The 12,361-nt window shown below is 58.2% G+C and carries 14 protein-coding genes; 7 read left to right on the top strand and 7 right to left on the bottom strand.

Annotated features, from left to right (window positions below; genetic code table 11):
- Positions 1–2: 2 nt before the first annotated feature.
- Genes KP702_RS02885 through KP702_RS02875 form a run of 3 tightly spaced genes read right to left on the bottom strand, consistent with a single transcriptional unit; the run spans position 3 to position 2,747 of the window.
- The gene (locus KP702_RS02885; protein WP_046899662.1) at positions 3–833 is read right to left on the bottom strand and encodes a site-specific DNA-methyltransferase; all 831 of its coding nucleotides are present in this window, start codon (positions 831–833) and stop codon (positions 3–5) included.
- Positions 830–1,975 (bottom strand): murein transglycosylase A, encoded by a 1,146-nt coding sequence (locus KP702_RS02880; protein WP_215768471.1) that lies wholly within the window; start codon positions 1,973–1,975, stop codon positions 830–832. The genes KP702_RS02885 and KP702_RS02880 overlap by 4 nt, the downstream gene beginning before the upstream one ends.
- Positions 1,976–1,991: 16 nt before the next feature.
- On the bottom strand, positions 1,992–2,747 hold the full coding sequence (locus KP702_RS02875; protein WP_215768470.1) for a Tim44/TimA family putative adaptor protein: 756 nt from the start codon (positions 2,745–2,747) through the stop codon (positions 1,992–1,994).
- A 180-nt stretch (positions 2,748–2,927) separates the two neighbouring features.
- Here KP702_RS02875 and secB point away from each other — a divergent pair, with 180 nt between their 5' ends.
- Positions 2,928–3,452, top strand: coding sequence for a protein-export chaperone SecB (gene secB, locus KP702_RS02870; protein WP_046899665.1), 525 nt, complete (start codon positions 2,928–2,930; stop codon positions 3,450–3,452).
- Between the two features lie 4 nt (positions 3,453–3,456).
- Here the strand turns inward: secB and KP702_RS02865 are convergent, their stop codons facing one another.
- Entirely contained in the window at positions 3,457–4,128 is a 672-nt protein-coding gene (locus tag KP702_RS02865; RefSeq protein WP_202206577.1) for a uroporphyrinogen-III synthase, read from the bottom strand.
- A gap of 2 nt (positions 4,129–4,130) precedes the next feature.
- Positions 4,131–5,180, bottom strand: a complete 1,050-nt coding sequence (hemC, locus tag KP702_RS02860; protein WP_064273994.1) for a hydroxymethylbilane synthase — start codon at positions 5,178–5,180, stop codon at positions 4,131–4,133.
- 58 nt (positions 5,181–5,238) lie between these two features.
- Between hemC and tsaD the strand changes: the two genes are divergently transcribed.
- Genes tsaD through KP702_RS02845 form a run of 3 tightly spaced genes read left to right on the top strand, consistent with a single transcriptional unit; the run spans position 5,239 to position 8,138 of the window.
- Positions 5,239–6,312 carry a tRNA (adenosine(37)-N6)-threonylcarbamoyltransferase complex transferase subunit TsaD gene (tsaD, locus tag KP702_RS02855; RefSeq protein WP_202206576.1) on the top strand — a complete coding sequence of 358 codons (1,074 nt, stop codon included), beginning with the start codon at positions 5,239–5,241 and terminating at the stop codon, positions 6,310–6,312.
- Positions 6,313–6,336: 24 nt separating this feature from the next.
- Complete coding sequence (locus KP702_RS02850) at positions 6,337–7,164, top strand: 23S rRNA (adenine(2030)-N(6))-methyltransferase RlmJ (RefSeq protein WP_215768469.1); 828 nt, start codon at positions 6,337–6,339, stop codon at positions 7,162–7,164.
- Positions 7,161–8,138, top strand: coding sequence for an NAD(P)H-dependent glycerol-3-phosphate dehydrogenase (locus tag KP702_RS02845; protein WP_202206574.1), 978 nt, complete (start codon positions 7,161–7,163; stop codon positions 8,136–8,138). Before KP702_RS02850 ends, KP702_RS02845 begins: the two co-directional genes overlap by 4 nt.
- An 8-nt stretch (positions 8,139–8,146) precedes the next feature.
- On the opposite strand, the gene KP702_RS02840 is transcribed toward KP702_RS02845, so the two are convergent.
- The gene (locus KP702_RS02840; RefSeq protein ID WP_237389840.1) at positions 8,147–9,391 is read right to left on the bottom strand and encodes a NupC/NupG family nucleoside CNT transporter; all 1,245 of its coding nucleotides are present in this window, start codon (positions 9,389–9,391) and stop codon (positions 8,147–8,149) included.
- 89 nt (positions 9,392–9,480) lie between these two features.
- Here KP702_RS02840 and KP702_RS02835 point away from each other — a divergent pair, with 89 nt between their 5' ends.
- Positions 9,481–9,975, top strand: coding sequence for a glutathione peroxidase (locus KP702_RS02835; protein WP_083956279.1), 495 nt, complete (start codon positions 9,481–9,483; stop codon positions 9,973–9,975).
- Here the strand turns inward: KP702_RS02835 and KP702_RS02830 are convergent.
- Entirely contained in the window at positions 9,916–10,371 is a 456-nt protein-coding gene (locus KP702_RS02830) for a DUF4112 domain-containing protein (protein WP_202206572.1), read from the bottom strand. The two genes, KP702_RS02835 and KP702_RS02830, sit on opposite strands and share 60 nt — an antisense overlap.
- 105 nt (positions 10,372–10,476) lie before the next feature.
- Between KP702_RS02830 and KP702_RS02825 the strand changes: the two genes are divergently transcribed.
- A complete protein-coding gene (locus KP702_RS02825; protein ID WP_046899673.1) occupies positions 10,477–10,713 on the top strand; it encodes a hypothetical protein in 237 nt (78 codons plus the stop codon).
- A gap of 64 nt (positions 10,714–10,777) precedes the next feature.
- A complete protein-coding gene (gene murJ, locus KP702_RS02820; RefSeq protein ID WP_202206571.1) occupies positions 10,778–12,334 on the top strand; it encodes a murein biosynthesis integral membrane protein MurJ in 1,557 nt (518 codons plus the stop codon).
- The last annotated feature ends 27 nt before the right edge of the window (positions 12,335–12,361 follow it).

Below are 12,361 nucleotides of genomic sequence, written 5' to 3'. Positions count from 1 at the left end.
GATCATTCGTCTTCCCAGTCTTCCTCCCGGGTCCCAATCGCAGCCCTGAGGCGCTTACGGGCGATGTTGACGTAACGTGTGTCTTTTTCCACGCCAATGCCGGACAACCCCTTGCGTTCCGCCGCAATCAGGCTGGTCCCCACTCCCATGAACGGGTCCAGCAGGACGCCGCCCGGCTTGGCGCCATGCAACCGCAGACAGGCTTCCGGCAACGCGATTGGAAACGTCCCCGGATGGCTGAATTTTTCTTTTCGGCTTCGCACGGTCTCATAGGGAATGAACCACGTGTCCCCACGGCATCGACGATCCATCTCATGCTGTCGGCGCGAGATATTGCTCTTGTCCGTAAATGGAACGCCAGCATCCAACCGGGCAACTTTGACGTCCCCCTTTTTCGTCAGATGGAAAATATGCTCGTGATTACGGTTAACAAAGCGGGGTGAATTCAGCGGCTTGAAATGCCCATAAGTAATTTCACCCACCGAAATCGACTTGATCCAGGTAATATGGTTCTGAAGCACAAAGAGCTTCCGCAACCGGGACATCAGTTCGAACGGCAGCCAGGGCTGTGAAGATGATCCAGCGATATTCAGAAAGAACGACCCATCGTCCTTCATGATCCGTTTCACACTGGCGCAAACGTCTTCCATCCAGTCCAGATAGGCATCTTCCGGCAACTGGTCCTGATAGGTCCGATATTCAATCCCAAGATTATAGGGCGGAGACGTCACCACGACGTCCACCGTCTGCGACGACATACGCCGCAGAACTGTGGTGCAGTCTCCCCGGATCAGCGTATGGGCGCCGAGTGTTTCCCGGCGGCTCCGGATCATGGGGTGGGCGAATCCGCTGGAGGACGCGGCAACAGAATGACCATCCGGCCATTTTCATGCAGATTGCCGGCAACATACTGGGCAAAAGCACCCCATCCGGTGAACAGATCGGCACGCCCCGCCCCCTTGATATCGGTTCCGATATCCTGAGCGAACACGAGGTGCTGCCAAGGCGCTGGCTGGCCCTTTGCATCCGGAAGCTTTGTCTCAACCCAGAGCGGGGTCGCAAACGGCACGATCGATCGGTCAATCGCAACGGACCGCCCAGCAGTCAGCGGCACACCGAATGCTCCTGTCGCGCCCTGCGCCAGACTTCCCGTATCTTTGCGGAAGAAAACGTAATTCGGGTTACGCTCCATCATCGCCATCATGCGATCCGGATGCGCCTCCAGCCATGCACGGATGCTTTCCATACTGACAGCAGAGGGAGCCAGCTCGTTATCCTGAACCAGCACACGGCCAAGCGGGACATAAGGCTGGCCATTTTTGCCGTCATAACCAGCCCGGATCTGTGATCCATCTGGCAGGATCAGACGACCGGAGCCCTGAATTTGCAGAAAAAACAGGTCCACAGGACTTTTTAGCCATGCGATTTCCAACCCGCGCCCCGCCAGAGCACCACCGTCAATCTGGGTACGATCGTAATACGGTTTGAACTGACCGTTCTCCCAACGTCCCGTGACCATCTGACCGTTGGTTGCTTTTGCACGAACCAGATCTGCCGGGCGCCCATAAAGAGGCGTCTGGTACGGCCCCTCGCGCGTCAGGGATGCCTCAATCTGGGGTTCAAAATACCCGGTGTAAAAAGCTTTGGTATCGGTCTCGTAGGGCTGGAACCATGTCTGCAGGTAAGATTTGGCATCCGCAGCACTCTCCAGTCCGGCGCAAGCACCAGACCAGTCTCCAACCTGACGACCATACGGAAGGGTCTCAGCCCCCCCGAGAGGCGTTTCAGGCGGCAATTGCGTCAGCCGATGACACTCCTGCCGCAGAACGGGCAGCAGCGAAGCGAAATCCTCCCGATCCCACCCCGCGAGTGCATCGAAACCTACAGGCGTCAATGAAACAGAAGATGACGGTTCATTCGACGTGGTGCACCCGGCCAACATGGTCAGGGCAGCCAGACTCAGCAGCTTTTTCATAATAAACGAACTATTTTCAGGCTGGCCGCGATGCCGCAAGACGCCACCGCGCGTCCGACGTCCCAAACTGACGTTCAAACAGCCAAAGATCGTGGAATTCCGTCACGGCATCCGTGCCCTGCACCGGGTCTCCGTTGCGATCCGTCAGCATATTAACCTGACGGGACACAATCTGAACTTCGATTCGACCGATCTGGGCAGCCCCATCGTCGATGGGAAGCATCGCATCCAGAATGGCCATGCTTTCGATACCGCGCAGATCGCTGCGCTGTGTTTCGCCGGCTTCAGCACGCGCGTTGATCGCGGAGAGAAAGGCGTCTTCAGTTTCCGAGGTCATAAGACCTGACAGAGCCGCACGGTCCCCCGCAGCGAAAGCCGGAACAATCTGGCGGAACGTGTTCTCAGCATCCTTAAGAAAAGCCTGAGGCGTAAAACCTGCATCAAGCTGGGTCATACGACCCAGTACGCTGCCCACCCGGGTTGCCGGAGCGGGAATGTCGTATTCGACCTGCGCCACGACAGTTTCTTCACCCCGCTGGCTTGTACCAGGCAGCGGTGGAGGCGTCGGACGGGCGGAAGCCTGCCCACCAGCAGCGAAAACCGGCGGACGCTCCTGACGCACACCCTGCATGCCAATGCGACGCCCCAGCACGCGGTACAGGCGAAAGCCCAAGGCAATCGCCAGAATTGCCAGCACCACGATGTCCCATGGGAACGCGTGGCCGGAATGGCCCATCAGAGCGGAGGGAAGATGAATGTCGTCAGAAGACATGAAGATTATGTTTCACACAGATCGTTGGAATTTCCGTTGTCTTACAGATAGGGCGACAGCGAACCAATCTCAACCTTCCGCATGCAGGAACCCCGTCTTGGCGCGCATGACACATCATGCTACCGCCACTGTATCGCAATCGTTCCATCGCTATCCGCCTCGCGGATCCGGAGACCGTACATGTCCGAGAATACCACCGACAACACCGCACAGAACATGGAAGGCGCTCCGCCGCAGATGCCGCTTGCCGTCAATCTGCAGTACACGAAGGACCTGTCCTTTGAAGTCCCGGCTGGCGCTTCCATTTTCGCTACCCTGCGCGCTGCACCGCAGATTTCCGTGAACATCGATGTTCAGGCAAACCGCCTGGAAGAAGAGCAGCCCGTTTATGAAGTTGCCCTGGCCGTCCGCGCCGAAGCTGCTGAACCCGCAGCAGAAGAAGGTGGCAAGGCTGGCCGCACGGTGTTCATTGCCGAGCTGACCTATGCCGCCATCGTGACTCTCGGCAACGCTCCGCAGGAACTCGTCGAGCCGATCCTGCTGGTTGAAGTGCCGCGCCTGATCTTCCCGTATGTGCGTTCCATCATCAGCGACGTCACACGTGACGGCGGCTTCCCGCCGGTGGTTCTGCAGCCGATCGACTTCGTTGCCCTATGGCAGGCCAAGCGCGCCCAGCAGTTCCCAGAGCCAGCTGGCGAAGCCTGATCCTTCAGGTGACGAAAGGCCCGAGCCGTTCCAGTGGATCGGGCCACTCCACTGCACGCCAGTCCTTTTCGGTCAGGCGTGCAGCGATGGCCCCTGACAGACAGAGCGCCCTCACACCGGACAGAGCATTTCGCTCCGGCGCACCCAAAGCCTCCATGAAGGCTTCAGCCGTTTTTCCGGAATAAAGAACAACCCCTTCAATACGATCGCTCAACAAAGCGTCTCGCGCAGCATCCGTAAGAGTTTTCCTCTTCGTCACTGCGTATACATCGATGCGCTGTGCTCCCAACGCTGCTGCGAGCTCGATGCCATAACCCTTCCCACATGCCAGCATAAGGGACTGTCCCGTCAGGTTGTGACGACGGCAGAACTCCAGCAGGGCTTCAGCGTCGCCATCTGCGGCATGAACATTGGAAAAGCCCATGGTGCGAGCATGTTCAGCCGTCTTTGCTCCTACCGTGACCATCAAACGGTCTCGCGGCCAATTTTTGAGAGCGGCCAGCGCATTGGCGCTTGTCAGAGCTACAGCCGCGCAGTCAGTCACGGCTATGGGTTCATAGGTCTGAATTTCCAGCATAGGGCAGGCAATCGCCTCCCATCCCTGACGCTGAAGGGCCTCCGAGGTAGACGCCAGACCCGGCTCAGGACGCGTGACCAGAACAGCGCGCCGCGCCATGATCAGGCGCGTGTCATCTCGGCGAAAATTGCTGCCGGCGTATTGCGGCGCAGCTCGTCTGCCAGTTCCGTTCCCATCCGGGCGGCCTCAAGTGGCGCACCAGTGATTTCACGGCGGATCAGGAACGTCCCGTCTTCGCTTGCAACCATACCCGTCAGTTTCAGTACGCCAGCTTCAATTCTGGCATATCCGCCAATTGGCGTTCGGCAGGAACCGTCAAGCTCAGCCAGCAAAGCACGCTCAGCAGTCGAAACGGCCCGGGCTTCCGGGTCTTCGATGGCAGACAGAAGCTCACGCAGTTCCGTGTCACTCTCGCGGACCGTCACACCGACGATACCCTGCCCTGCAGCTGGAAGCATTTGGTCTGGTTCAAGCACGATATCGACACGATCTTCCATTCCGAGACGCCTTAGTCCCGCGAGAGCCAGAAGCGTGGCATCACACGCCCCCGCCTGCAGCTTGTCGAGACGCGTCTGAACATTGCCGCGCAGCAGCCCAAACCGGAGATCCGGGCGACGGCTCAGCATCTGCGCCTGTCGACGGACGGACGCACAACCGATCAAGGCACCCTCTGGCAGGGACGCATACGGATCAGCCGGGTCAACTTTGGTGGACCGGTCACGCAGGATAATGGCATCGCGGGCGTCTTCACGCTTCAGCGTGCACGCCAGGACAAGGCCGGGAGGGAGATTGGTTTCGAGATCCTTGAGGCTATGAACTGCGAAGTCGATCCGGCCCGCTACAAGAGCTTCGTGGATTTCCTTGGCAAACAGGCCCTTGCCACCAATTTCCGCCAGACGCTGGCTGAGGTTACGATCACCTTCAGTGCTGATCTGATGTTCCTGGAATGCTCCCATGTCACGCAGGACCGGACAAAAACGGGTCAGACGTGTCAGGAACGTCCGCGTTTGCCACAGCGCCAGCGGTGACGCGCGCGAGCCCACTCTAAGTGGGAGTTTGCGCTGGCCGGACGGGCTGGCGGCATGAGATCGGCGGACGGCTTCCGCCGCGACCTTTTGAAGGGCGTCGGAAGACAGGACGGAAGCATTCATGGACCGCACCTGTAGCTCATTCAGGCGGGGCTGTCATGATATGAGAGACTCGGTCATAATGCATGCCATGTCTGACCCTGCTGCATCCCGCCCCCTTCTGGCGATCGAAACGTCCTGCGACGATACCGCTTGCGCTATTCTGGCCTATGACGGCACCATTCTCGCTGAAGGTGTTCTTTCCCAGAACGATCACGCCATTCTTGGTGGCGTTGTACCGGAAATTGCAGCACGAGCTCATCTTGATGCCCTGCCTGCCCTTGTCCAGTCCGTACTCGACAAGGCCGCCCTCACCTTGCAGGACATTGATACCTTCGCAGGAACGACTGGCCCGGGCCTGATTGGTGGGCTGATTGTGGGCAGTTCCTATGCAAAAGGGCTGGCTCTCGCACTGGGCCGACCTTTTATCGCCGTCAATCACATTGAAGGGCACGTCCTGACGGCTCGACTGCCGTCTCTTGAGGCCGATCTTCAGTTTCCATTCCTGACGATGCTGGTCTCAGGCGGTCACTGCCAGTGCATTTCCGTGGAACAGACAGGCCAGTACGTGCGCCTTGGTGGCACCATTGATGACGCCGCCGGCGAGGCTTTCGACAAAGTTGCCAAAATGCTTGGTCTTGGCTGGCCGGGTGGGCCTGCTCTTGAAAAACTGGCACAGGAAGGCCGCGCTGATGCTTTTGCGCTTCCCCGCCCGCTTAAAGGGCGTGAAGGCTGCGACTTTTCTTTTTCCGGCCTGAAAACAGCCGTCAGCCGCCTGATTGAGCCCTTGGGATCAGGCGCTCTTCCGCGCCAGTTCGCTGCCGACGTCGCCGCATCCTTCCAGCAGGCTGTGGCAGATGTCATGGCAGACCGTGCGGAACATGCGCTTGCAATGGCGCCTCACACGACTGCACTCGTCGTCGCAGGTGGTGTGGCTGCGAACCGGACCCTTCGCGGTGCGCTGGAAACTGTCGCAGACCGCCACGGTATCCCATTTATCGCTCCTCCGCTTCGCCTCTGCACGGACAATGCTGTCATGATCGGCTGGGCAGCCCTTGAGCGCCTCCATGCGGGTGAGCATCCCAACGAAATAGATGTCGCAGCCCGCCCCCGTTGGCCTCTTGCGGAACGTCATCCCGCTCATAGCCCTTCCTGATTCCATAGCCGGAACCTGTCTCCCGTGAACTACAGACACGCCTACCACGCCGGAAATTTTGCGGATTGCATGAAACACGCGATCCTTCTGGTGCTTCTGAAGTCCCTCGCGCGCAAACCTGCGGGATTTTGTGTTCTCGATACACATGCAGGCTGCGGACAATATGACCTGTCTTCTGAGGAAGCCCAGAAAACCGGCGAATGGAAAAGCGGGATCGGCCAACTTCTGGACTCGGAAGATCCAGCCCTTCAGGATTATCTCTCCGCCGTGCGCGACCTCGGCCTTTATCCGGGATCACCGGCCCTCGCTCGCCATGCGCTGCGCCCCCAGGACCAGCTTGTGGCCTGCGAACTTCACCCAGAAGATGTTCGCCCGTTACGTCGCCTTTTCCGGGATGATCCGCAGGTCTCCATTCATCATCGCAACGGTTATGAAGCTCTGCGCGCGCTTCTCCCCCCGAAAGATCTGAAGCGTGGTCTGGTTCTGATTGATCCGCCATTTGAGAAGCTGGACGACTTTACGCAATGTGCTGAGGCGATCTCGCTGATCCGCAATCGCTTTCGCGCAGGCATTGTCGCGGTTTGGTATCCCATCAAGCACCGCACCCCGGTTCGGGCATTTTACAATGCCCTGAAGGGTGCAGGCATTCGCGACATTCTGGCATGTGAGTTTCTTCTGCGCCCGGCGTTGGATCCGTCTCGCCTGAATGGATGCGGAATGCTGGTGGTGAATGCTCCTTTCGGATTTGAAGAGGATGCCGCGCGCGTCCTGAATGCGTTGAAGCAGGGGCTTGCGACGGATGACCCGGAAGACGACATGCAGGTGCATATCGAACGTCTAATAGAGGAATGAACATGAACGGGCGCCATATCGCAGTCATCGGCGCAGGCGCCTGGGGAACGGCTCTCGCATGTGCCGCGGCCCGCACCGGAGCACGCGTTACACTCTGGATGCGAACTCCAGTTCCTGATGGCGTCCGGGAGCTTCCTCGATTGCCCGGTATTCAGCTTCCTGATGCGGTTACCGTTACAGGCGTTTTCCCAACACATGCGGACGTTGTGCTTCTGGTTGTGCCTGTTCAGACTGCCCGATCCGTATCCGTCGCACTGGAAGGTGTTCTCGCTTCAGGTGTGCCAGTCGTGACGTGCTGCAAAGGCCTGGAACAGGCGACCTCGCTTCTGCCACTTACCGCACTCGCCGAAACGATGCCTGATCGGCCAACTGCCGTTCTCTCCGGGCCAAACTTCGCCATTGAAATTGCAAAAGGCCTTCCGGCAGCAGCGACATTGGCCAGCACAGATCTGACGCTGGCAAAACATCTCACCAGTATCCTCAACTCGTCATCGTTTCGTCTCTATGCCAGTGACGACATTGCGGGAGTGCAGCTTGCCGGAGCAGCAAAAAACGTTGTGGCGATCGGCGCGGGTATCGTGATCGGAGCAGGCCTGGGAGAAAATGGCCGGGCAGCCCTTATCACCCGGGCTGTCGCAGAGATTGCGCGCCTGGCCGAAGCGTTGGGCGGACGTGCTGCCACTCTGGCGGGCCTATCTGGCGTTGGAGACCTGATCCTGACCTGTACCGGGCGGGGCTCACGGAACTACAGTCTCGGCATTGAGCTCGGAGAGGGTCGCCCCCTGTCGGAAATCCTTGCTTCCCGTACAACGGTTGCAGAGGGCGTTTTGACCGCGCCGGCGCTTGTGGCGCTCGCTCACAAGATGGGCGTGCACGTCCCGATCCTTGAGACAATCACCCATCTGCTTTCAGAAAAACTTACACTGGAAGAAGCCAGAATGCTGCTGCTGGACCGGCCTCCGACGCTGGAATAATTGGCTTTTCAGACGAACAGCCCGGCGATCACGGCGCTCATGGCGTTGGAAAGTGTACCGGCCACCACAGCGCGAACCGCCAGCTTCGATACATCCGTCCGCCTGCGCGGCTCCGCACTCCCAAACGCACCAATCAAAATGCCAATGGTGGAAATATTCGCAAATCCACACAGTGCGAAAGACAGGATCGTGATGGTTCGATGCGACAGGACATGCGCGTGAATCATGGGAGAAAGATTCACGTAGGCGACGAATTCATTGAAAGCGATTTTCTGGCCGAGCAATCCACCCGCCACCACACACTCAGACCACGGCACGCCCATCAGCCAGGCGAAGGGCGCAAAAACGTAACCAAGGATTTGCGCGAGAGACAGCCCGACCATCGCCAGAAGACCATCTGTCAGGGCAATAATGCCAACAAAGGCAATCAGAACCGCCCCGACTGCAACCGCGATTTTGGCACCGTTCATGGCACCTTCGGCCAAGGCCTCAAACATGCTGTGATGGCCATGATCCGCCCCAGCAATTTCTGTGCTGACATGCCTCGGGCCGGGGAACAGAACACGTGAAAACAGCAGTCCACCAGGAATAGCCATTGCAGATGCAGCGAGCAGGTTCTCCATCGGAACCCCTAGCGACGCATAACCTGCCAGAACCGAGCCTGCGATGGATGACGTCCCGCTACACAGAACCGTCGCCAGTTCTCCAAGAGAAAGTCCGGCGAGACAGGTCTGGAGTGCAATCGGCATTTCACTCTGACCAAGGAAAATGGTCAGAACGGCTGAAAAAGATTCCAACTGTGTGGTGCCAAGAATTTTCGCGAGAGCGCCACCGATGACGCGCGACAGGAACTGAAGAACACCCCAGTGTTGCATCAGCCCCAGAAGCGCCGCGACATACACGATTTCAGGCAGAACCTTGAGGGCGAAGATAAATCCTCCGTCCCCGAAAACCGTGTCCATTTTCGGCCCTACAAGACCACCGAAAAGGAAGGCACTTCCCTGATCCCCATAAGACAGGACCTTCGTCACGGCGCCGGAAATCATGTGGAGCCCATGTGCCCCGGCGGGAATCCAGAGAATTACGGCTGCGATAGCCACCTGAAGGGCTAAGGCACGCGCAACCAGTTTCCAGTCGATCGCCCGCCAATTCGTGGAAAATAACGCGCCAAGACAGAGAAGACCGGCCATGCCGATCAGGACGCGCAGGATCACGAAGGCAAGCTCCCTTTCAAAAACAGAACGGTTGCACAACCTGTCTGCATGACAGCGCCATGTCCAGCCCCGCTCTCGCCTCTTTAGCAGTATGATATTACAGTAGATGAAAATGAGGGGGAGAAACCATGACCTGCGCCTATGATTTCCACCTGCCCGGGCTCTCTGGGGAAACGATCGATCTTTCCCAGTTCCGTGGTCGGCCACTCCTGATCGTCAACACGGCCTCAAAATGCGGCTTTACCCCCCAGTATGAAGGCTTGCAGCATCTTTGGTCCCTCTATGGGCGCGACTACCCGGATGGCATGACCGTTCTCGGCGTACCTTCGAATGACTTTGGAGAGCAGGAGCCGGGCTCGGCAGAAGAGATCAAGACATTCTGCCACCGCAATTACGGGGTCTCATTCCCTATGGCGGCCAGAGCCCATGTCAAAGGGCCAGATGCCATCCCGCTCTTCAAATGGTTGGGTAAAGAGGGCGGATTTTTATCTCGCCCCCGCTGGAATTTTTATAAGTACCTCGTGAACCGCGAAGGGCATCTCGTGCGGTGGTTCACACCGCTTTCAAAACCGACGCCCGGACGGGTAGAAGAGGCCGTCCGCCGGATTCTTCTCGATCACTGAATTATATGGTGCCCCGGTTTCCGACCGGGACAGCGCCTCTTCAATCAGGCGGACATTGCGCATGTCAGCCTTGAACACGGTATCGAACAGATCCCCCATTAGCGGAACAACACCAAACACCGCTTCAATGCCGACATTAATCAGCATCTTGCGAACGGTTGCTGCTCCCACACCCATCCGGTGGCCTTCCCAGACAATATAGAGGGACAGGAGCGTTCCAAGAGCCAGCCCTCCTCCGGGAATGAGCCCCAAGACCGTATCAACACCTGCTCTCATGCGAAGCCCGGGAATTCGGACAGCCGAGTTCAGAACCCAAGCCAGACGCTTGAGCCGCTCCAGCCTTCGTAAGAGTTCTGCGGTGTCTGATGGAGATGAGGAAAATGCGGTTTTGACCATGATACAAAATAACACGCAGACGGGATCGAGAGTTTCCTCTTTTTCCTTGACGCAGCGTATCAAAAAACGCGAGCCTCATGACAGGAATATGACAGGAGACTTCTCATGACAGCGTCTCTCCTTCGGCCCATTCTGCCGCTTCTGGTCGTTGCTGCCCTTGGCGCCTTCACGCCTTCTGTCGCACATCACGTCACGAGCTTTCTGGGCCTACCCGGTATCTTCTGGGCGAGTGTCATGCTGACGCTGGAAATTGTTCTGCTTTGTATCGGTCTGGCTGCCGTTCGCCCCTCCATGACGCGTCCTTCGGAAAAACTTTACGCTCGCGAGACTGTTCTTCGCTAAAAATCGTTCCTTCTGGCTTCAGGAGGATATGTTACCCGTCAGCGGGATACGCTAGAGACAGGAAATGCTTCGCAATTTCCTGACAGTTGGCAGCTGGACCATGCTTTCGCGTGTTCTGGGCCTGATTCGTGACCAGCTTCTTGCTGCCTTCCTTGGAGCCGGCCCTGCACAAGACGCCTATCTGGTGTCCCTGCGCCTGCCGAACATGTTCCGGCGACTGTTCGGAGAAGGCGCGTTCAACGCAGCCTTCGTGCCGATGTTTACCGCCAAGTATGAGACTGAGGGACGCACCGCAGCCCTGCGTTTTGCAGGGCAGGCTCTGTCCGCTCTGGTGGCATGGCTGGTGATCCTGACGATCATCTGTGAACTGTGCATGCCCCTCATCATCTCGATTCTTGCCCCTGGGTTTCAGGGCGAGCGTTTTGAGATGGCCCTGACGCTGACACAGATCACTTTCCCCTACATGGTCATGATCTGTGCGGCGGCTCTGGTTTCCGGCGTGCTGAATGGTCTGGGGAAATTCAGCGCTGCATCCGCTGTCTATCTGAGTTTCAACATCATCGGCATCGCAGCGATCTTTCTGGGGGCCTATGTTTGGCACAGTGTTGCGCTGACCAGTGCATGGGGTGTCGTTATTTCGGGCATCGTTCAGCTGGGTGCCCTCTACTGGGCCGCTCATCGTGCCGGTGTTGCGCCGCATCTCGTCCGCCCCAGCTTTTCAAAAGATATCCGTGGTCTGATGCGCCGGATGGGACCCGGTCTCGTCGGATCGGGTGTCACACAGATGAACCTGATGGTGGACACGATCATTGCCACCAGACTGCCCGTTGGCTCCCCGTCGATTCTGTACTTCGCGGACCGGATCAACCAGCTCCCTCTTGGCGTTCTTGGTGCTGCTGCGGGTACAACCCTTCTTCCGCTTCTCACCCGACACGTGGCCAACAACGACCGCGCTTCCGTACATGCCAGCCTGAACCGGGCCCTCGATTACGCCCTGCTTTTGACGCTTCCCGCAACGATGGGCCTGATTGCACTGGCTCCCTCGATCATGGCTGGCCTGTTCAGCTACGGTCACTTCACGGTCGCAGATGCGCTGAAGTCCGCCCAGTCCCTCCGGGCCTACGCCCTCGGGCTTCCAGCATTTGTACTCATCAAGGTCTTTTCGCCCGGCTTTTTCGCGGAAGGGGATACCAGCACGCCAGTCCGGATTGGTTTCTTTACCCTTGGATTGAATCTGGCGCTCAATCTGTTGCTCTACAAGCCACTGGCTCATGTGGGCCCTCCATTGGCCAGCACGATTGCAGCGGTCGTGAACGTTGCCATTCTGGCCGTGCTTTTGCATCGCCGTGGCATCTTCCAGCCTGACCCACGATTGAAAAGCCGCTCAGCCCGGATAATTGGCGCCTCTCTCATGATGGCCCTCTGGGTTGCCGCAGCACAGAAATTCGCCGCTCCCGACCTGCCGAACTGGCACGGAATCTGGCGCCTGAGCATGCTGGGCGCACTGATCGTGTTCGGGGGCGTGGTCTACGCCATTTCTCTCGACGCCCTGAAGGTTCTGAAACTCAGTGACGTGCTCGCAGCGTTGCAAACGCGCATCGCCAGAAGACGCACACGCTAAGACACTGATCCTGCCGGTTCACACACC

This window comes from Gluconobacter sp. P5B12 (genome assembly GCF_018812035.1).
Taxonomy (GTDB): domain Bacteria; phylum Pseudomonadota; class Alphaproteobacteria; order Acetobacterales; family Acetobacteraceae; genus Gluconobacter.
The sequence above is the reverse complement of the archived record's forward strand: the minus strand, read 5'-3'. Positions and strand labels throughout refer to the sequence as shown.